Origin of the sequence: Bacteroides sp. MSK.18.37 (assembly GCF_019129155.2) — a bacterium.
Lineage (GTDB): Bacteria > Bacteroidota > Bacteroidia > Bacteroidales > Bacteroidaceae > Bacteroides > Bacteroides ovatus.
Window position 1 is genome coordinate 3,385,703 of the sequence record NZ_JAHOIB020000001.1, and the last position, 21,389, is coordinate 3,407,091.

Annotated in this window: 13 protein-coding genes; 8 read left to right on the forward strand and 5 right to left on the reverse strand. The window is 40.2% G+C overall.

All coding sequences use genetic code 11. The features are described from left to right. Positions 1–93 precede the first annotated feature (93 nt). The 6 genes from KSX81_RS13470 to KSX81_RS13495 all read left to right on the forward strand — a co-directional run bounded on the left by KSX81_RS13470 (position 94) and on the right by KSX81_RS13495 (position 11,728). The gene (locus KSX81_RS13470) at positions 94–2,805 is read left to right on the forward strand and encodes a glycoside hydrolase family 2 protein (protein WP_128858342.1); all 2,712 of its coding nucleotides are present in this window, start codon (positions 94–96) and stop codon (positions 2,803–2,805) included. Between the two features lie 98 nt (positions 2,806–2,903). After that, a complete protein-coding gene (locus tag KSX81_RS13475) occupies positions 2,904–4,049 on the forward strand; it encodes a glycoside hydrolase family 130 protein (protein ID WP_004296565.1) in 1,146 nt (381 codons plus the stop codon). 14 nt (positions 4,050–4,063) lie between these two features. After that, positions 4,064–6,994: a glycoside hydrolase family 2 protein gene (locus KSX81_RS13480; protein WP_004296564.1), complete on the forward strand. Its 2,931-nt coding sequence runs from the start codon at positions 4,064–4,066 to the stop codon at positions 6,992–6,994. Positions 6,995–7,005: 11 nt separating this feature from the next. Next, the gene (locus KSX81_RS13485; RefSeq protein WP_059365520.1) at positions 7,006–8,109 is read left to right on the forward strand and encodes a glycoside hydrolase family 105 protein; all 1,104 of its coding nucleotides are present in this window, start codon (positions 7,006–7,008) and stop codon (positions 8,107–8,109) included. Between the two features lie 174 nt (positions 8,110–8,283). Then, positions 8,284–10,317: a hypothetical protein gene (locus KSX81_RS13490; protein ID WP_052587852.1), complete on the forward strand. Its 2,034-nt coding sequence runs from the start codon at positions 8,284–8,286 to the stop codon at positions 10,315–10,317. A 19-nt stretch (positions 10,318–10,336) separates the two neighbouring features. Beyond that, complete coding sequence (locus KSX81_RS13495; protein ID WP_004296560.1) at positions 10,337–11,728, forward strand: FAD-dependent oxidoreductase; 1,392 nt, start codon at positions 10,337–10,339, stop codon at positions 11,726–11,728. 479 nt (positions 11,729–12,207) lie between these two features. On the opposite strand, the gene KSX81_RS13500 is transcribed toward KSX81_RS13495, so the two are convergent. The 5 genes from KSX81_RS13500 to xerD all read right to left on the reverse strand — a co-directional run bounded on the left by KSX81_RS13500 (position 12,208) and on the right by xerD (position 19,384). Then, complete coding sequence (locus KSX81_RS13500; RefSeq protein WP_370445263.1) at positions 12,208–13,734, reverse strand: sensor histidine kinase; 1,527 nt, start codon at positions 13,732–13,734, stop codon at positions 12,208–12,210. A gap of 125 nt (positions 13,735–13,859) precedes the next feature. Beyond that, on the reverse strand, positions 13,860–15,398 hold the full coding sequence (locus KSX81_RS13505; protein ID WP_138274387.1) for a YifB family Mg chelatase-like AAA ATPase: 1,539 nt from the start codon (positions 15,396–15,398) through the stop codon (positions 13,860–13,862). 13 nt (positions 15,399–15,411) lie between these two features. Then, a complete protein-coding gene (locus tag KSX81_RS13510; protein WP_004296528.1) occupies positions 15,412–16,482 on the reverse strand; it encodes a TlpA disulfide reductase family protein in 1,071 nt (356 codons plus the stop codon). Positions 16,483–16,594: 112 nt separating this feature from the next. Further along, positions 16,595–18,289 carry a tetratricopeptide repeat protein gene (locus tag KSX81_RS13515; RefSeq protein ID WP_004296527.1) on the reverse strand — a complete coding sequence of 565 codons (1,695 nt, stop codon included), beginning with the start codon at positions 18,287–18,289 and terminating at the stop codon, positions 16,595–16,597. 135 nt (positions 18,290–18,424) lie between these two features. Further along, positions 18,425–19,384: a site-specific tyrosine recombinase XerD gene (gene xerD / locus KSX81_RS13520; protein WP_004296526.1), complete on the reverse strand. Its 960-nt coding sequence runs from the start codon at positions 19,382–19,384 to the stop codon at positions 18,425–18,427. 73 nt (positions 19,385–19,457) lie between these two features. Between xerD and aroQ the strand changes: the two genes are divergently transcribed. Both aroQ and pyk read left to right on the forward strand, forming a co-directional pair. Next, on the forward strand, positions 19,458–19,877 hold the full coding sequence (gene aroQ, locus KSX81_RS13525) for a type II 3-dehydroquinate dehydratase (RefSeq protein ID WP_004302531.1): 420 nt from the start codon (positions 19,458–19,460) through the stop codon (positions 19,875–19,877). Between the two features lie 38 nt (positions 19,878–19,915). After that, positions 19,916–21,373, forward strand: coding sequence for a pyruvate kinase (gene pyk, locus KSX81_RS13530; RefSeq protein WP_004296524.1), 1,458 nt, complete (start codon positions 19,916–19,918; stop codon positions 21,371–21,373). Positions 21,374–21,389: the final 16 nt, after the last annotated feature.

Here is a 21,389-nt window from a genome sequence, read left to right on the forward strand (position 1 = left end):
TTAGCATATCGGACAGGTAGAAAACACTATTTTTGTCCTCATCCGTTTTAGACTTTTAAGATTATATAAACCAATAAATTGTAACGTACGAATATGCACAACATTGCTAAAACCTTTTTTCCGATTTTATTATTACTTTTTGCTGCAGTAGTGACAGCACAAAATGAGAAGAACAATGTCGGAAATGCACAACGCATCTGGCTTGATTCTGAAATTGGTCATCAGGGTGATTACCAGTGGAAAATGATTAAAGCTGGAGATGCAACAGACCCCGGAGAAAAGATTTCATTATCCAATTATGCAACGGCAAATTGGATGCCGGCTATCGTTCCCGGAACAGTTCTAAATTCTTTGGTGTATAACCAAAAATACCCGGAGCCTTATTATGGAATCAATAATAAGATTGAATCTAAATTGATACCGGATATCTCTGAAACCGGACGTGATTTTTATACCTACTGGTTCCGTACAGATTTTACAGTTCCTCAATCATTCAAAGGAAAAACTGTCTGGTTACAGTTGGATGGTATCAACTACCGGGCAGAAGTATGGGTGAATGGTAACTTGTTGAGCACGATAAACGGCATGTTCATTCAGGATTATATTGATGTTACGGATTTTGTGAAAATTGGGGAAAGCAATGGATTGGCTATTAAAGTTTATCCGGTAGATGTCCCCGGAAGTGCGAAGCCTAAATCTTGGGGGGCAGCTGGTGAGTTCCATAATGGTGGAAATGGCAATATTGGTTTGAATACTACCATGTTGATGACAGTAGGTTGGGACTTTACCTTTATGGACGGTATCCGTGACCGTAACACAGGTATATGGAAAAATATTTCTCTCTATGCTACAGGTAGAGTAGCATTGCGTCATCCTTTTGTTAAATCTGAATTGCGAAAACCCGATTATGATCAGGCTCGTGAGACTGTATCAGTTGAAATTATCAATCCATCAACCAGTAACCGGGTAATCAGTTGCAAGGTAAAGGGTGAAATTGTGGGTGAGAATATCACTTTCGAAAAGACTTTCCGACTGATGCGTGGAGAAGAAAAGATAGCTACCTTTTCTCCTGAAGAGTTTCCGCAGCTTATCATCAACTCTCCAAAACTTTGGTGGCCTGTCAATAAAGGGCCACAAAACTTATATGACCTAAAGCTGACAGTGTCAGTTGATGGTAAAGAATGTGATTCAGTGAAAACAAGATTTGGTATTCGAGAAATTGTTTCGGATAGAAAGACTCCAGATAAATCACGTGTCTTTTATGTGAATGGTAAACGATTGTTTATTCGTGGTACCAACTGGATACCGGAAGCCATGTTGAGAACTTCGGATGAGCGTACCTATGCTGAATTGCGCTACTCCCGTCAGTCCGGTGTCAACCTTTTAAGAATGTGGGGAGGTGGTATTGCAGAATCTGATTATTTCTTCCAGTTGTGTGATGAACTGGGACTGTTGGTATGGCAAGAATTCTGGATGACTGGTGACACTCGTCATCCACATGACAAGGCTGTCTATATGAGCAATGTAGAATCTACAGTAAAGCGCATTCGCAATCATCCTTCTTTGGCTTATTACGTTGCTTCCAATGAAAGTACGGAAGTCACAGGTACTCCTGAATTACTGAATAAATTGGATGGCACACGTGGATTCCAGATGCAGTCCGAATGTGAAGGAGTTCACGATGGCAGTCCTTACAAACAAGTAAATCCGATGCAACATTATGAAAATACGGCATCTCCCAGAGGAAGTCGTGTAGATGGATTTAACCCGGAATATGGTGCGCCTACTCTTCCGACTGTGGAAATCCTTCGGGAAATGATGGATGAAAAAGACCTTTGGCCTATCAATAAGGAAGTATGGGATTATCTGGATGGAAATGGTTTCCATTTGATGAGTACTATGTATACAGACTTGGTGAATAACTACGGAAAATCATCATCAATCGATGAGTTTGCGCAGAAAGGACAACTGCTGGGAGCAATTAATTCGAAGAGTATTTGGGAAGTATGGAACTATAATAAACTGGATTATGGTGATCGTTTCTGTTCCGGTCTCCTGTTCTGGTATCATAACTGCTCTATGCCTCAAGTAGCTTCCCGTATGTGGGACTGGTCTTTGGAACCGACAGCATCCCTTTATCATACTGCTAACTCTTTAGAACCATTACATGCACAGTTTGACTATCTGAAAAATACAGTGTCTGTAGTGAATGATTATTATCGTGAATTTAAGGATTATAAAGTGATAGCACAGGTTTACGATATTAACAGCAAGAAAGTTTTTGAGGAATCAGCAGTGGTTAATCTACCCTCGGATGGAGTGGTAAACGATGCGTTGACTATTCGTTTCCCGGAAAATATATCTCAAGTTCACTTTATTAAACTGATTCTGAAAGATGAAAAGGGAAAAGATGTTTCTTCTAATTTCTATTGGCGTTCTAATGACAAATATGAAGGAAGCAAGACTTTGACCGGTCCGGCTGCTTCAGGTTTTGAAGATTTGAGTAAACTAAAACAGGCAAAAGTGAAACTTGCCTATAAAGTAAGAGAAGATAATAACAACTACTTTGTAGATATTACTTTGAGAAATACCTCCGGGCAGATTGCTTTCTTTAATCAGCTGCAATTCCTGAATTCAAAGATGAGTCCGATACGTCCGTCATTCTATACAGATAATTTTTTCTCCCTGATGCCGGGTGAAAAGAAAACGGTGACTATTGAGACTGCAAAAGGAAAGCTGAAAGACGGCGCTGTATTGGCACTGAAAGGTTGGAATATAAATAAGCAAGAATATAAACTAAAGTAATAAGAGTAAGGTTGTGAATTGGTTCTACATTCTTTATATCAGGAGTGTAGAATCAATTACGTGATAAAAAACATTTTTAACTATAAAAGAGAACTAAGATGAAACTGAAACTTATCATTGGCATAGTTGGTATATTATCTGCATGTGGATTTACCAATGCGCCTTCTTTAGATACTAATCAGGAGAAACAGGATAATAATTGGGTGATCGGGCCATTCTTGCGTCCTGAAGGAGTTAATCCTGTCATATCACCGCAGCCTACAGAGTTTTATTGCCCGATGCGTAAGCAGCAAGTTAAGTGGGAGGAAAGTGACACTTTTAACCCTGCTGCTACTGTAAAAGATGGGAAGATTGTCGTGCTTTATCGTGCAGAAGATAATTCGGCCCAAGGTATAGGTAAAAGAACCTCACGTGTTGGTTATGCTGAAAGCAAGGATGGGATTGAGATGAAAAGGCTTGATAATCCTGTTCTTTTTCCTGCTGAAGATAATTTTAAAGATCAAGATTGGCCGGGTGGTTGTGAAGATCCTCGTGTGGCTATGACCGAAGACGGACTGTATGTGATGCTCTACACAGCATGGAATCGGAAAAAAGCACGCCTTGCAGTAGCTACTTCCCGAGACCTGAAGAACTGGACAAAACACGGGCTTGCCTTTGATAAAGCCTATAATGGTCGATTTAATAACCTTTTCTGTAAATCGGGGTCTATTTTAACAAAATTGAAAGGAAATCAATTGGTCATAGACAAAGTTAATGGCAAGTATTTCATGTATTGGGGAGAACATGCTATATATGCTGCTACTTCTGATAACCTGATTGACTGGTATCCGGTTTTGGATGAGAAGAATGAACTGATGAAAATCATACAACCTCGTAAAGGACATTTTGATAGTTTGTTGACAGAATGTGGCCCTCCGGCTATTCGTACTAAGCATGGCATTGTTCTCGTGTATAATGGTAAGAATAGCGGTAAAACTGGAGATGCTAACTATCCTGGCAATGCTTATTGTGCCGGACAGCTTTTATTGGATGGTAACGATCCCTATAAAGTATTAGACCGTTTGGATAAGCCTTTCTTTGCTCCCGAAGCTCCTTTTGAGAAGAGCGGACAGTACAAGGACGGAACAGTATTTATCGAGGGACTTGTTTATCACAAGAAGAAACTATACCTCTATTATGGTTGTGCGGATTCACAGGTGGCGGTAGCGGTATGTGATGATGTGAAGAAATTGAAAACAAAATAGTAGATTATAAGACGATGAGAATAAGGCTGAATACATATCTTGCTTGTGTAATTGTTTTTCTGTGTGCTTCTACAGAATGCATTTATCCACAAAAACTAAAATGGAATTTTGGTTTATCTCGTAAACAGAGTTCCGAAGTGATACCTCATTCAAAACATTCATTTCAGACAGCTAAGCCTAAAAAAAAAGTGGTAGAGCCCGAAGAATTGAGTCCGCTTTCCGATTGGGAGTACCAACTCTCCAAAGGCTGGGAAATGATAGAAGGATATAAAGCTAGAGCAGCTGAAAAAACGGTATTTGCACAAGATTTAGGTACAAGCGAATGGTATTCGGCAACAGTTCCCGGTACAGTATTAACTACGTTGGTGGATCAGGGCGTATACCCTGATCCCTATTGGGGGCTTAACAATTTATTGATTCCTGATACGCTTTGCCGGATGGACTGGTGGTATCGCAATTCTTTTAGTATTCCTCGTAGTAAGAAGGGAGAAAAAGTGAAGTTGATTCTGAATGGAATCAATTATAAAGCGGAGATCTGGTTCAATCATCAACTATTAGGAACAATGGTTGGTGCTTTTGAGCGAGGTATTTTTGATATAACTCCTTGGGTGGATTATGATAAGAAGAACCTGTTGGCCATCCGTATTCTTCCGCCTAACAATCCCGGTATTCCTCACGAAGCAAATAAGAAAGAAGGAATCGGCCCCAATGGTGGAGCATTGTGCTTAGACGGTCCTACTTTTATCTCTTCAGAAGGCTGGGATTGGATTCCCGGCATACGCGACCGGAACATGGGTATTTGGCAGGATGTCAGAATCAAATTTGGAAATGAACTGGAAATTGTTGATACGCATGTAATTACGGATCTGCCTTTACCTGACACTACATCAGTCAATTTTATCGTTCAGACGGAGATTTATAATTCTTCTAAAACGACTTGTACTGCCAATTTACATTTTAATATAGGAGATGTGTCTGCTGTTTATCCGGTTTCTTTGAATGCAAATGAAAAAAGGATGATTAAACTTACTCCTCACGAATGTAAGGAACTGCAAATGAAGAATCCACGTCTTTGGTGGCCGAATGGATATGGAGAACAATATTTATATAAAGCATCTTTGAGCCTGATATCACCCAATAAAGATACTCTTGATGTCAAAAAAATGCGTATCGGTATCCGTGAGTTGGAATATGAATTGTCTGCGTATGAGGATAACTCTCCTGTGGTGCGGTTGAACTATAATCCAACTGCTGCTTTGCAGGATGGAAAACCCGTTTTTGATGCTGTGAAACGTAAAAAAACGGATAGTAAGGTCCGCTATACGAATTATGATGGAGAGTTTGTCCCCAATTTATTGAAACCGGTTTCTTCACAGGGAATAGAGTTGATAAAGGATTCACTGATGAAAGAATACATGGTTATAAAGGTGAACGGACAACGAATCTATTGTAAAGGAGGTAACTGGGGCATGGATGACGGTATGAAGCGTGTTTCCCGGGAACGATTGGAACCTGCCTTGAAGTTGCATAAGAATATGAATTATAATATGATTCGTAACTGGACGGGTGAGAGTACGGAAGAAGTATTTTATGAGCTTTGCGATGAATACGGAATGTTAGTGATGAATGATTTTTGGCTTTCAACAGACGGATTTAATCTTAATCCATTAGATAATTGCCTGTTCATAAAGAATGTGACTGAAACGGTACGTCGTTTCCGTAATCACCCTTCCATCGCTTTATGGTGTGCACGTAATGAGGGTTTTGCTCCGAATGAACTTGAGTACATGTTGGCCGCTACTTTAGCTAAAGAAGATGGCAGCAGGCATTATACAGGAAATTCCCGTTCATTGAATAGTTCAGGAAGCGGACCTTGGCGTTATCAGTTTGATGCAGGCTGGTACTACCGTTCTTTAGCTGGAGGATTTCGTTCGGAAGTGGGTACTCCTTCTCTGCCTACGGCTGAAACTGTTCGTGAGTTTATGGCGGAAGAGGATACATGGCCCATTAGTGATGTTTGGTATTACCATGACTGGCATAATCATAGATATGGTAGTAAGACTTTTAGTGAGCTTTATAAGGAAGGGGTGGATCGTAAACTAGGACGTTCTGATAACTTGGATGATTTCTGCAAGAAAGCACAATTGATTAATTACGAAAGCCATCGGGCCATTTTTGAAGCATGGAACAGTAAGATGTGGAATGATGCTTCCGGGGTATTATTGTGGATGAGCCATCCTGCATGGCCCAGTATGGTTTGGCAGAACTACAGTTCGAATGGGGAAACAGCTGGTGCTTATTATGGCGCGCAAAAAGCATGTCGTCCTCTTCATATTCAGATGAGCCTTAATAGTCAACATAAAGTGGATATTATTAATACTACACTGAAAGAATATCGAGATTTGAAGGTAGGAGTTACTGTTTATGATAAAGTAGGCAAAAAAATACGCTCTTTACAACATAAGGTAGGACAAGTGACAGCCAATGCGCTGACTTCTGTAACACAGTTGGATGATATAAAAGGACTTCCTGATTTCTGCTGGGTAAAGTTGGTGTTGACAACTAATAACGGAAAGTTGCTGGATGATAATGTTTATTGGCTCAATCAGAAGGAATGGGACGGAAAGGTCTTGGCTAATTTACCAGTTTCTTCGGTAAATGTTTCGGTGAAGAACTTCACGAAAAAGACTAATCATTATGAAGGCAGGCTTATTGTGAAAAATCCGGGACAATACTTGGCCGCTGCAATAGCATTGACATTAAGGGATGCAAAAACTGATGCGGCTGTTCGTCCGGCTTATTTTGATGATGGATACTTTTATCTGATGCCAGGAGAATCTAAAGAAGTTTGTTTTCAGGTAGATTGTAAGGAGGGAGTTGATAAACTGCTTTTGCGGGTAGATGGATATAATGTTGAACTGAAAGATATATTGTTGAATAGATAAAGAAAAATATTATGAGTAAGAAATTCTTGATTTTGTTATTTTTGATTCCTTTTCAATTGATGTTTGCTCAGAAAAGTTTACTGAAGGACTTTCCTGAAGGATATACCCCAGAAGAGATAGGCAAACGAATAGCATATCGCTTTTTAACAGAAAAACACGCGCTTCATGTTGGTAAATGGATTGGCTATCCAGAAACCTTCTATTGGAGTGGCGCCTTGCGATATGCTGATGGAGCGAAAGACAAGGAGCTTATTCAACGTTTACAAGAAAAGTTTGATTTCTTGTTTACCGAAGAGAAGATTTTACAACCTATTATGAATCATGTTGATTTGAATATGTTCGGTAGTCTTCCTCTCGAATTCTATTTGGTGACGAAGGATCTGAAATATCGTTATTTAGGTTTGCCTTATGCCGATTCGCAGTGGGAGCTTCCGAGAAATGTGAAACCGCATGAAAAGGAATGGGCGGAAAAAGGTTATTCTTGGCAAACACGTTTATGGATTGATGATATGTATATGATTACCATTGTACAGACACGTGCCTATAAAGTAACGAAGGATAAGAAATATATTGACCGTGCTGCTAAGGAGATGGTGATGTACTTGGATGAGTTACAACGTCCGAATGGCCTTTTCTATCATGCCCCGGATGTGCCTTATTATTGGGGGCGTGGAAATGGCTGGATGGCTGCCGGTATGGCGGAGTTGCTTCAGTGCCTGCCTAAAAAACATAAAGATCGTGCACGCATTATGGAAGGCTATCTCAAAATGATGGAGAGCCTTAAAAAGTATCAGAATCCGGAAGGACTTTGGAATCAATTGATTGACAAGTCTGATTGTTGGACTGAAACTTCTGGTTCAGCAATGTTCACTTTTGCCTTTATTAAGGGGGTTCAAAATGGATGGTTAGATGCAGAAGCTTATGCTCCGGCTACCCGAAAGGCGTGGATGGCTTTAGTGCCATATCTCAATGAAAAAAATCAGGTGGGCAATGTCTGTGTAGGAACGAATAAAAAGAATAGCAAACAATACTATTATGACCGTCCGTGTCGCACTGGTGATTTTCATGGACAGGGACCTTATTTGTGGTGTGCTGCTGCCCTTATGGAAAAATAATCGTTTCTGTATGGAGCTCTAGTTGAGGCTTTGGAGGGGATTTTTGCCAAATTGGATAATTTTTTTTATTTATAGCCCAATTTGTTTTATTCAATGTGGAGGATGTTCTTTAACTTTGCCTTAACAATTTAGTACAAATAGAATCAGGCGGGCTGATTCACATTAATGTTTTATATGAGTTTGAAATATTTACTTTGTGGGATGGCTTTTGTAGCATGTGCTACTATTGCTAGAGCTTTTAATAATGTGCCGGAATCGATTTCTGCATCTATTTTCTTGAAAGTTCCAGGGAATGACGCGAAGCGTTATCCATTGACTTTTCAGAAGTCTCAAAATAATAACGGCACTTATTATTTGGAGAATTCGGAAAAGATGCCGTTGACTGTGTCTCAAAACATAGTAGATGGTGATGATGGGTTACGTATTAGTGTGTCTATTACCGCATTGGAAGATATTTACTTTAATTACAGTCAGCAGGTGGCAACAGATTTCCGTCATAACGATTGCCTATTCTATATGCCGGGGTTCTGGTATCGGCGTAATCTGCGTTCGCCCAAGGAAGCCCCTTCATTTCATACTTCAGACAGTTGGATTGTAAGTGAAGACAGGTTAAGCGCGCCTCTCACCGGGATTTTCTGTGAGAAGAAACAACGTTTTATGACTGTCAACAGACTGGATAAATTTGTAAATAGCACGTTGGCTACCCATCGTGAAGGTGAGATTATTCTCTCGGATAAAACTTCTTTGGGATATACCGGATTTGAAAATAAGGATGGGGTTGCTACTCTTTCTTTCGGTTTTCCTTATCGGGAGGCTCCTAAAAGTTATATCCGTAAATTGACATTAGCTCCGGCTGTAACGGCTTATCAGCATCTTAAAAAAGGAGAGACGATTTTGTTGACTTGGCAAATTACTGAAGGTGAAGCTAAGGATTACTCTGATTTTGTGCGCCATACTTGGGAATATTGTTATGATACATATTTGCCTAAGCCTGTAGATACTCCCTATTCAGTTGAATATATGAAGCAGACTCTTAGCCAATTCTTTGTAAGTAGTTTTGTAGATAAATATCCGTTGGTATATAATTCGGGCATACATCTTAGAACAGATGCGTGTACAAGTAATGGGCAGGCAGAGGTCGGTTTTATAGGGCGTGTTCTTCTGAATGCATTCAATGCCTGGGAATATGGTTGGGAATGTAACCGGGAAGATTTGAAGGCTAACAGCGCCCAAATATTCGACAGTTATTTGAAGAATGGTTTCACGGAAGCAGGTTTTCTCAAGGAATCGGTAAATTATGACAAGAACTTTGAGGATCCTGTTCATAGCATCCGTCGTCAGTCAGAAGGGCTTTATGCAATCTTTCATTTCCTGGCTTATGAAAAAGAAAAAGGTCGTAAGCATCCGGAATGGGAACAGCGATTGAAAAACATGTTGAACATGTTTCTGCAATTGCAAAATGCTGATGGTAGTTTTCCACGAAAGTTTCGTGATGACTTTTCGATTGTAGATAAAAGCGGAGGAAGTACTCCTTCGGCTACATTACCTTTAGTCATGGGATATAAATACTTTAAGGATAAACGTTACTTGGATAGTGCTAAGCGGACTGCGGATTATTTGGAGAAAGAACTGATTTCTAAGGCCGATTATTTCTCGTCTACTCTTGATGCGAATTGCGAAGATAAAGAAGCGTCACTTTATGCTGCAACTGCTACCTATTATCTTTCATTAGTTACTAAAGGGGAGGAACATAAGCATTATGCTGATCTGACGAAGCAAGCCGCTTATTTTGCATTATCGTGGTATTATTTGTGGGATGTTCCTTTTGCTCCCGGACAGATGCTGGGTGATATTGGTTTGAAAACACGTGGCTGGGGAAATGTTTCGGTAGAAAATAATCATATTGATGTGTTTGTATTTGAATTTGCCGATGTACTTCGTTGGTTATCGAACGAATATAAAGAATCCCGTTTCTCGAACTTCGCAGAAGTGATTTCAACCTCTATGCGGCAGTTATTGCCTTATGAAGGACACATGTGTGGCATTGCCAAAGTGGGTTACTATCCGGAAGTTGTTCAACATACCAGTTGGGATTACGGGAAGAATGGCAAAGGATATTATAATGACATTTTCGCACCCGGATGGACTGTTGCTTCTTTATGGGAATTATTTACTCCTGGGCGTGCCGAGATTTTTATGGAAAGGTAATATAATAAATTAATTTGTAATGACATCAAGAAGAGATTTTCTTAAAAAAGCTGGGTTGATTTCTGCTGCTTTTGCAGTTCCCGCTCTTAATGTGAATGGAAATACCACACAATCCAAGATACGTTTAAAGAATACCAAGATTGCAGTGGATGATCGGTGGGATGTTATTGTAATTGGTGGAGGACCTGCTGGATGTACTGCTGCGATTTCTGCGGCCCGGGAGGGAGCTAAAACTTTGCTGATTGAGGCAATGGGACAACTTGGCGGTATGGGAACAGCAGGTATGGTTCCGGCATGGTGTCCGTTTTCTGACGGCGAAAAGATTATTTATCGAGGCTTGGCGGAAAAGATATTCGAGGCATCAAGAAAAGGAGTGCCTCATGAGAGAAAGCAAAAACTGAATTGGGTGAATATAAATCCTGAATATTTGATGCAGGTTTACGATCGGATGGTCGCTGAATCGGGGGCAAAAGTCCTTTTCTTTTCGAGGGTTGCTGCTGTTGAGATGTCAGCTGATGATACGGTAGATGCTATCATCGTAGCAAATAAATCCGGGCTTGTTGCATTCAAAGCAAAAGTCTTTATTGATGCGACGGGAGATGGAGATGTGGCTACCTGGGCAGGTGCTTCATTTAAAAAGGGAGGTGAGGATGGTATACTGCAAAGTTCTACTTTGTGTTTCTCGTTTGCTAATGTCGATAGCTATAACTACAATCTCATAGGTCCTTCATTGCATACGAGTAACAAAAATAGCCCTATCTTTGACGCGATTAAGTCCGGAAAATATCCATTGATAGGCAGACATTTCAATAGTAATCTGATCGGTCCGGATGTGGTACAATTTAATGCAGGACACATTGATAATGTTGATTCGACCGACCCATGGGCTACTACGCGGGCGATGGCTACCGGTAGGCAAATCGCTGAACAATACTTGGAGGCACTGAAAGAACTTCAGCCTAAAACTTTTGGTAGTGCTTTTGTTGTAAAGACTGCCTCCTTGTTGGGGGTTAGAGATAGTCGTCGGATTGAAGGGGATTATACGTTTACTTTCCAAGATTGGCTGGAGCGTAAAACATTTGAAGATGAGATCGGACGTAATTGTTACTATATTGATGTTCATAAACCGGGGCATAAAGAGACGCGTTACAAAAAAGGCGAATCTCATGGAATTCCTTATCGTTGCTTGACTCCTAAAGGTATGAAGAATCTATTGACCGCCGGACGCTGTATTTCTACTGATGAAGAAGCTTTTGGAAGCTTACGAGTGATGCCACCTTGTCTGGTGACTGGTGAAGCTGCCGGAATGGCTGCGGTACATGCTATCAAACAAACAAAGAATGATGTTCATAAGATTGATGTAGGTTTTCTACGCAAAAGATTAAAAGAAGAGGGGCAATATTTCTTATAAATACATTAGGGATGAATTTTATGGGATGTTCCTCTTGACAAATCCTTTTAAATGTTGTATCTTTATAGTCTGGAAAAGAGCTTAAACCTTGTAAATAACAGATAAAAGAATATGAAATTGATGACTTGAATGGTATAATATTATAACAAATCTGGACGTGTTCCCTAATAAATATTGGGAAGGATATACCGGATATAGGCAAAAAGGCTGCAAATTTTATGAAATTTGCAGCCTTTTTGTTGTAAAAGATGGATTTATAAACTCGGAAATCCAATGGCAGAGTTTTTAATAAACTCAGATACCGTTCTTAATAAACTACTCAAAAGTTTATTAAAAACGTACTATTTGTTTATGTGGAAATTTGTTTGTTTTTTTATAAAATCTTAAATTGGCGTTTAGAACATTCTTTGTTGAAGATAACTATACTTTACAATTTGAAAAGTAATCAAACGAAACAACAGCTTTCCTGTTGGCTAAATTTATACATGAAGTTCCAGAACGAACCGTGTTCCTTTCGTATAATTCGTATCCAGTGTCAGGCTTCCGTTCATCTTGGCAGCAATTAGTGAACAGATCGGTAATCCTAGTCCATCTCCTGTAGTCAGGTCTTTCACTTCTGTGAAAGGTTTGAAGAGATTTTCCTGTTGCTCTGCCGGAATTCCAGTTCCTGTATCCGTAACGATGAATTGGTGCGTGTGCGCTCCCCGTTTCTTGAATTCGAGACTGATACGACCCTGGTCGGTGTAGAAAGCGGCATTTTTCAGTAAATAGAGAAGAATGCGTTCCAATTGTTCCTTGTTTGTCTTTACCTGAAGTTTTGGTGCATTGACTGAAGATGTGACATCCTGTTTTATGTATTCTTTAACTTTATCCATCACATTCTCACAGAAAGTTCCCACGTTGATTTCACTTAGTTCATAAAACTCGGTTAATGAGTTTTCCAAAGATGACAGTTCTTGAATGTCATCACTGAATTTCTTCAAAGCTGCGACTTGTCCCTGCATTTGGGCCGCTTCTTGAGGAACCTTTTGTGACAGTTCTTCGGCTGAAGTAGCCAGCGTATTCAGGGTAGGCTCCATTTGCGAAGATATATTCTGTATGAATTTGGTTTTTAGTTCATTATGTTCATTGGCAATTTTTACACTTTTCTTTAATTTACGATTGTTGGCGATGAATCGTAGCAATATCACAGCCAGTATTGCCAGGCCGGCTACCAATATGACTGCCAGCACACAGAGACCTATGATTATATATTGCTTGGCAGATAGTGAGTCGTCCTTTTCCTGTATGGTCAGTTGGCTTTCGTCATATTTTCTCTTCAGTACATTTAGTTCGTCTTGTGCGGTTAATGCTTTTACCGAGTCTGTCCAGACAATGAAACTTTCGTAAGTGCGTTCCATCAGTGGAGCATTATTGCCTTTTCGTGCAATATTGATAAGATTCTTGTAGCAATCGCTCACTTTGGCGTAGTCCTTCTTTTCCTTATATTGGTTGATAAGTTTGCGGAAACAGGCATCGCCTTGTGTACTTTGGTTGAAAGTATAGTAATAATTGGCTTTTGTATACAACAGTACCTCCGTTAGGGAGTCATTCTTTGCAAGATTAGCCATTTCTTCCAGTTTATCCAACTGAGTCTTTGCTTGTGCGGGATTTTTCAGTGCGGTGTACATCTGCAATCGTTCCTTGTTTATAAGGAAACGCAGGTCATAAAAGACTTTCTTTTTATTCTGTTCTCCGGTCCATAGAAGCTGCTCCATGTCACGGCAAAGCTCGAATCCCTCTTTGTAAAAGTTCTCTCTGACGTATAAAGCATTAGCCTGAACGCCACATTCTATTGCTTGTGGATAGTTTTCGCGGCTTGCAAATGCTTCGTATGCTTTTTTGAATAAGTAACGTGCTTTGATGTAATCTTTTTGATTAAGACTGCTTTGTGCTTGTTTTTTTAGTTCTGTGGCTCTGTCTTGGGGAGTTTGCGCATAAGCCATTATGCTCAAACAAAATATCATTAAAAGACTTGTTATCGACGTTTTCATATTTATTGCATATTTGTTTGTCACAAATGTAAAACAAATATATGAAAAAAGATAGTGTTATCGATGAAATAATTCTATTCTGTTTCTATTCATTATTATTATCCTGCCCAGTTCTCTCTGTCGAGATTCCGATAGCTGATGGCTTCTGCCAAATGACTAGGAAGTATTTGTTCTACTCCTTCCAAATCAGCGATTGTACGGGCAACTTTTAAAATCCGGTCATAGGCTCGGGCAGACAAATTGAATCGTTCCATTGCGTTTTTTAGCAATGCGAGTCCTTTCTCATTCGGTTGAGCATACATTGCAAGCAATTTGCTGTTCATTTGTGCATTGCAATAAATTCCGGCATATTCGGTGTATCGTCTTTCCTGCAGTTGACGGGCTTTTATCACTCGTTGCCGGATGATATTGCTCGGTTCTCCCTGCCTTTGATCGGAAATCTTATCAAAAGGTACAGGAACGATCTCTATTTGAATATCAATCCGGTCTAATAATGGACCGGATATCTTATTCAAGTACTTTTGGACTTGCCCGGGACTGCATACACACGCTTTTGTCGGATGGTTATAATATCCGCAGGGACATGGATTCATGGATGCGATCAGCATCAGATTGGCCGGATAACTGATAGTGCTTTTGATGCGGGAAATGGTGATTTGACGGTCCTCCAATGGTTGGCGCAATACTTCTAGCACTCCTCGGTTGAATTCCGGTAACTCATCTAAAAAAAGTACTCCATTATGTGCCAGACTGATTTCTCCCGGTTGTGGAAAACTACCTCCACCAACCATCGCCACTTGGGAAATTGTGTGGTGTGGGTCGCGGAATGGACGTTGGGAAATCAATGAGGACCCGCGTTTCAGTTGTCCGGCAACTGAATGTATCTTGGTGGTTTCTAAACTTTCACCCAGTGAAAGAGGAGGAAGAATGGAAGGAAGGCGTTTGGCCATCATTGATTTACCGCTGCCCGGAGCGCCTACCATTATTAAATTATGTCCTCCGGCTGCCGCAACTTCTAGTGCCCTTTTTACATTCTCTTGTCCTTTTACGTCTGCAAAATCCAGGTCACAGTTGGTCTGCTGTTGATAGAATTCTTCCCGTGTATTGACAACAGTCGGCTCTAATTCGCGTTCATTATTGAAGAACTCGACGACCTCCTTGATATTACTGACTCCATATACTTTTAATTGATTGACAACAGCAGCTTCCCGTGCGTTTTGTTGGGGAATGATTAGTCCTTCGAAACCATCCTCGCGAGCTTTGATAGCAATGGGAAGCGCACCTTTGATAGGTTGGATGCTTCCGTCCAGACTTAGTTCGCCCATTAGCAAATAGTGGGAAAACTTCTCGGAAGAGATTGTTTCGCTAGCTCCTAATAATCCGATGGCAAGAGGCAAGTCATAAGCTGAACCCTCTTTACGGATGTCGGCTGGTGCCATATTGACTACTATATTGCTAGTGGGCATTTTATAACCATTCACCAGCAGTGCGGAGATAATACGTTGATGGCTTTCTTTGACCGCAGAATCCGGAAGGCCGACGAGATAGAACATACAGCCGCGCGAGCTGTTAACTTCGATTGTGATGAGTGTTGCATCAATCCCTTGAACAGCCGCTCCGAATACTTTAATTAACACGTTTGATTATTGATTATTTTTTCTTCTTATTGTCTTGTTTTTCCTTTTCTTCAGCAGCAGTGACTACTTCCTCAATTTTCTTCTTCAATTGTTCTCCTTTGAGGTTTTTCGCGAGAATCTTACCGTCTGCCGACAGAAGAATGTTGCTGGGAACTTGCTTGATGGCGTATTGTTTGGCTACTTCGGAATTTAGTCCGCCAAAATCACAGACTTGCTCCCAATTGAGCGTATCACGTTTTATAGCATCCTGCCATTCTTGTTTATCCATATCAAGGGAGATACCGAGCATGGCTATATGTTTGTTCTTCTTATATTTCTGATAGATCTCTTTTAACTCGGTATTGCTTTGGTGATTGGAAATGCTATCTCCCCATGAAGCCCAAAAGTTGATTAACAAGTTCTTTTTCTTGAAATCTTCTGATGACCGGGTAATTTTCTCTCCTTTTATGTTAGATAGACTGAAGAAGGGAGCATATTTGCCTGTTTCTGTTTTCTCTGACAGTGAGATGGCTTCGTTGAGCTGTTCAATATACAGCTTGTCTTGCAATATTCCTGTCATGACTTCAATTAGCTTCTTTATTTTGTTGAAATCGGGCGAATCTTTCTGAACAAAGTATTTATCCAACAAGTAGAGGCTGACAAAAGAAGAATGATGCTTCATGATGAATTCTTCTGCTTTTTGCTCTAAATCTTTCTCGGATGGGGTAGGCAGGCTATTTAGTTCTTTCTGAAAGTTTGTAAACTCTTCATTATATATATTACCATTGATATCCAGATATTCCGGGTGATTGATATCTCCTTTTATTTTGATCTGATTTCCTTTGTCAAGGAAGATTGGATATTCTGTCTGATTGTCAATAAGTAAAAAGGCAGAAGTAATGGTGTCTATTGAAGCTGTATAAGAGAATTTATCGTTCTTCGCGAAAATGGTATCTATCCGGTCGAATGATTCGTCCATTCCATACAGATAAAGCGTATCTGTGCCCAGGCCTTTGATTTCCCCGGTTATGCTAACCTTCTTTGAAGATTTACCACAACTGCATAGACAAATGATTATGAGGATTAAAATGCTACTCTTTTTCATTGCTTTGATTTCTTTTCTGCGAAAGTACGGTTTTTACAGATAAAAAAAAAGAATTGCCCGTCATTTATAATGACAGGCAATTCTTAATATTTAAAATAGAGTGGTAATTCTCTTATTTAATGATGTTCATGAAATCTGCATTTGTGAAGAATTTAGCAAATTCCAGGTCAGTAGCTGCCTTCTTAGCTAATGAAGAATCTTTAGCAACTGCGCTCTTCAAGCTGCTTGTTACCATAGAAGAATTATTAGTTCTAGCACCTAAAACTGCCATCAGGTAGTCAGTGTAAGCATCAGGTCTTTCTACGTTAGCCAATGTATTTTTAGCTTTGTTGTAGTCCTTAGCAAGGATTTGAGCCAAAGCAGCACTGTTAGTCTTAGAGTCACCGAATGAGTTTACTGCTCTTTCATATTGCCCTTGAGCGATGTACAGGTTACCCATAGATTCGCCAAGTTCTTTTGTGCCGGCAGCTTTACCGAAGTATGCTTCTGCAGCAGCTTTGTCACCCTTCATCAAAGAGATCAAACCTAAGTTCATGTTAACTTCAGGAGTAGCATTAACACTGGCAGCTTTCTTGAAGTAAGATTCAGCTTTGTCAATGTTACCAGCCTGGTAAGCTAATTTACCCAAGTTGTTGTAACCACGGTAATCGTTCGGGAATTGTTTGGTAGCTTGAGTATAGATAGCTTCTTGTTTAGCAGGATCGCTAGTCAGTGTAGCAGCATACAGCAATTCTTCTACATTCAGTTCAGAAGGATTAGAAGAAGCCAGTTTAGTGATTTCTTCGTCAGACTTACCGATGATTTCATAGTTCAAAGTCAAACGAGAACGACGCAACTGAGGAAGAATAGTGTTAGCCAATTCTTTGTATACAGCGGAGATGTTTTTGATTTCGCTTTCTCTTTGAGCAGGATCTTGGTACATTGCAATAACGCGGAGGATCAACTCTTTGTCTTGGATGTTAGATTTAGAAACCAGTTCTTGGAAACCTTCCCAGTCCTGTGCAGTATATTTAGCATCGATCGGAGCGTCGATTTTTGCTTTCTTCAGGTCTTTGCTCAACATCTTAGTTGTGTTGTCTTCGCGGTTTTCAGCAAGAGTAGTATTCAAGCTTACACCACCATCAGGAGAAGCGTATGCAGAAACTTCGATGTTGCTGATCTTCTTGTTAGCAGCTTCGTTTACGTTAGCTACTTCTTTGTTGAATTCTTTAGCAGTCTTCAACTCGCTGGAACGAATGTTAGCTTGTTGGATCAAGAACATGATGTTAGCATCGTGTTTTTCTTTGATGATACGTTGGAAAGCGTCTTCGCCCAATGCAGGGTTAGCGTTACCTAATGTATTGTTTACTAATTCAGAAGTAGAGATTACACCATCAGCAATTTTCACAGCAGGAATAGTAACTACTTTCTTACCGATAGTAGCTTTGAATTCCAGGTACAATTCAGACTTAGCCATTTCCGGAACATAGTCGAAAGACGTTTTCATAGTGTAGCTACCGCCCATCTTGTAAGAGATAGTCTGGTCGTTACCTTCCACTTTTTCACCTTGGAAAGTAGCTGGTTGGCCTTTAGCTTCGCCGCCATTCCATTTCAAAACCGGAGTAACTTCTACAACCGCTTTCTTGTTGAAATACTTTTCAGGAAATTTACCATTGATGGTCGCAGGAACTTTACCACCTACTGCCTCCAGCACTTGCGGAGTAACAGTGAAGTAATCAGCTGATAATTCACCCATTTTTTTGCTGCAAGAAGAGAATAATGCAACAACCATTGCCATGAGTAAAGGCAAGTACAACTTCTTAGTCATTTTAGGTATAAATTAAATGTTTGTAATTGAAATATCGTCTATTTGCCAACCTCCTTCTGCTCACACAGAAAAAGTAACGCAAAGATATTAATTCTTAATATAATTATATAGATAAGGGGGCGATTTTATCATAATTTAATGAAATAACTCCTCTTTTTCTTTCCGGTACTTGATATTTCGCGGGTGATGCTCAATAATCTCACTACGAAGCATGTTGCGGTCAATGTGTGTATAGATTTCCGTTGTCGCAATAGATTCATGTCCGAGCATGCATTGAATGGCTCGCAAATTGGCTCCACCTTCCAGTAAATGAGTGGCGAAGGAATGCCGGAAAGTGTGCGGACTGATGTTTTTGGTAATGCCTGCTTTTTCCGCTAATTCTTTTATCATGTGAAAGATCATAATCCGGGAAAGTCCTTTACCTCTCCGCTGGCTGACGAAAACGAAATCTTCATGCCCTTTTTTTACTTCAATTTGATTACGGTCTGGTATGTAAAGTTTTATTTCATTAATGGCTCGTGGAGAGATGGGGACGAGGCGCTGTTTGCTTCCTTTTCCTTCTACTTTGATAAAACCTTCATCAAAATAAAGGTCGGACAGCTTGAGGGTGACAAGCTCCGATACGCGAAGTCCGCAACTGTATAATGTCTCTAAAATAGCTCTATTTCGCTGTCCTTCGGCTTTGCTGCGGTCGACGGCGGAGATGATCCGGTCAATTTCCTCCACGGTCAGTACTTCAGGAAGTTTAAAGCCTATTTTAGGTCCTTCTAATAACTCACTGGGGTCTGCTTCCAGGTAGTCTTCAATAATGAGAAAACGGAAGAATGATTTGATTCCTGATAAGATGCGGGCCTGTGAACGGGGGTGAATGCCAATATCGTGTAATCCGGCTGCAAAATGTTGAAGATCAGATAAACATACGTCTAGTATCCCTACCTTTTCCTGCTCCAAAAAGTTTATCAGTTTGTACAGATCCGTAAGATAGGCATCCAGCGTATTAGGAGATAAAGACTTTTCCAGTTTGAGATACTGCTGATACTTCCTGATTATCACCTCTTGTTGTTCCTTCTTCTTCTTTTTTTCGTTGATTTCCATTTCTTTTTTCTACCTTTGCACCTTGAAATATTGTTCTTTGGATACAAAGGTATATAAAAAACAGGATTGCGCGATGAAGATACAAATTATTAATGGCCCGAATATTAATCTGTTGGGTAAGCGTGAACCTTCCATTTACGGAAGCGTTACATTTGAAGATTACTTGGTTGATCTTCGCAAAAGATACGTTGACGTGGAGATCGGCTATTTTCAATCGAATATTGAGGGTGAAATGATAGACTGCATACAGCGGGTAGGATTTGATGTGGATGGCATCATTCTGAATGCAGGTGCGTATACACATACTTCCATAGCCTTGCAGGATGCTATTCGCTCTGTGACGTCTCCGGTGATTGAGGTACATATTTCCAATGTGCATAATCGGGAGTCTTTCCGACACGTATCGATGATTGCTTGTGCCTGCAAGGGAGTGATTTGTGGCTTTGGGTTGAATTCGTACCGTTTGGCCTTGGAAGCTTTGTTAGATAGATAATAAATAAGGTAATATAATATATAATAGGTAGAAAGACTATGTTATTGAAACAGACTAAAATTGTGGCTTCCATCTCGGATAGACGTTGCGATGTGGATTTTATAAAACAGTTGTTTGAAGCTGGGATGAATGTGGTGCGTATGAATACAGCGCACGCTAGCCGTGAAGGTTTTGAAGCTTTGATTGCAAATGTACGTGCTGTGTCCAACCGTATTGCGATCTTGATGGATACAAAAGGTCCGGAAGTTCGTACGACGGCTAATGCAGAACCAATTCCATATAAGACAGGTGATAAAGTAAAGATTGTAGGTAATCCGGATTTGGAGACAACCCGTGAATGTATTGCTGTTTCATACCCGAACTTTGTGTCCGATCTGAATATCGGTGGTATGATCCTGATTGATGATGGTGATCTGGAACTGGAAGTTATTGATAAGACTAACGATTATTTGTTGTGTGAAGTCAAGAACGATGCTACTTTGGGAAGCCGTAAGAGCGTAAATGTTCCGGGTGTTCGCATTAATCTTCCGTCATTAACGGAAAAAGACCGTAACAATATTCTTTATGCTATTGAAAAGGATATTGATTTTATCGCTCATTCTTTTGTACGCAATCGTCAGGATGTGCTTGATATACGTGAAATTCTGGATGCTCATAATAGTGATATTAAGATTATTGCTAAGATTGAGAATCAGGAAGGGGTAGATAATATTGATGAAATTCTGGAAGTGGCAGATGGTGTAATGGTGGCCCGTGGTGACTTGGGTATTGAAGTTCCACAGGAACGTATCCCGGGAATCCAGCGTGTATTGATTCGCAAATGTATTTTGGCAAAGAAGCCGGTAATCGTGGCTACTCAGATGCTCCATACGATGATAAATAACCCTCGTCCGACTCGTGCGGAAGTGACTGATATTGCTAATGCAATCTACTATCGTACAGATGCATTGATGTTGAGTGGGGAAACTGCTTATGGTAAGTATCCGGTAGAGGCAGTGAGAACAATGACTAAGATTGCTGCCCAGGCTGAAAAAGATAAATTGGAGGAAAATGATATCCGTATTCCATTGGATGAGAATAGTAATGATGTTACGGCATTCCTTGCTAAACAGGCAGTGAAGGCTACCTCTAAACTAAAAATACGTGCCATTATTACTGATAGCTATAGCGGACGTACTGCCCGCAATCTGGCAGCTTTCCGTGGAAAGTATCCGGTGTTGGCTATCTGTTATAAAGAAAAGACGATGCGTCATTTGGCTTTGTCTTATGGTGTGGAAGCTATCTATATGCCGGAATTAGCTAACGGACAGGAGTATTACTTTGCAGCATTGCGCCGTTTGTTGAAAGAAGGTCGTTTACAGCCTTCTGATATGGTTGGTTATTTGAGTAGTGGTAAGGCGGGAACGAAAACATCATTCCTCGAAATTAATGTAGTGGAAGATGCTTTGAAGCATGCAGAGGAGACTGTATTACCTAACAATAACCGCTATCTGTAATTCGTAAAGATTTGTT

Bases quoted from the DNA above. Each gene is read 5' to 3' on its own strand.
- KSX81_RS13485 (WP_059365520.1), top strand. From the start codon at position 7,006: ATGAGTAAGAAATTCTTGATTTTGTTATTTTTGATTCCTTTTCAATTG.
- KSX81_RS13490 (WP_052587852.1), top strand. From the start codon at position 8,284: ATGAGTTTGAAATATTTACTTTGTGGGATGGCTTTTGTAGCATGTGCT.
- KSX81_RS13470 (WP_128858342.1), top strand. From the start codon at position 94: ATGCACAACATTGCTAAAACCTTTTTTCCGATTTTATTATTACTTTTT.
- KSX81_RS13475 (WP_004296565.1), top strand. From the start codon at position 2,904: ATGAAACTGAAACTTATCATTGGCATAGTTGGTATATTATCTGCATGT.
- xerD (WP_004296526.1), bottom strand. From the start codon at position 19,384: ATGGAAATCAACGAAAAAAAGAAGAAGAAGGAACAACAAGAGGTGATA.
- KSX81_RS13510 (WP_004296528.1), bottom strand. From the start codon at position 16,482: ATGAAAAAGAGTAGCATTTTAATCCTCATAATCATTTGTCTATGCAGT.
- pyk (WP_004296524.1), top strand. From the start codon at position 19,916: ATGTTATTGAAACAGACTAAAATTGTGGCTTCCATCTCGGATAGACGT.
- KSX81_RS13495 (WP_004296560.1), top strand. From the start codon at position 10,337: ATGACATCAAGAAGAGATTTTCTTAAAAAAGCTGGGTTGATTTCTGCT.
- KSX81_RS13480 (WP_004296564.1), top strand. From the start codon at position 4,064: ATGAGAATAAGGCTGAATACATATCTTGCTTGTGTAATTGTTTTTCTG.
- KSX81_RS13515 (WP_004296527.1), bottom strand. From the start codon at position 18,289: ATGACTAAGAAGTTGTACTTGCCTTTACTCATGGCAATGGTTGTTGCA.
- KSX81_RS13500 (WP_370445263.1), bottom strand. From the start codon at position 13,734: ATGATATTTTGTTTGAGCATAATGGCTTATGCGCAAACTCCCCAAGAC.
- aroQ (WP_004302531.1), top strand. From the start codon at position 19,458: ATGAAGATACAAATTATTAATGGCCCGAATATTAATCTGTTGGGTAAG.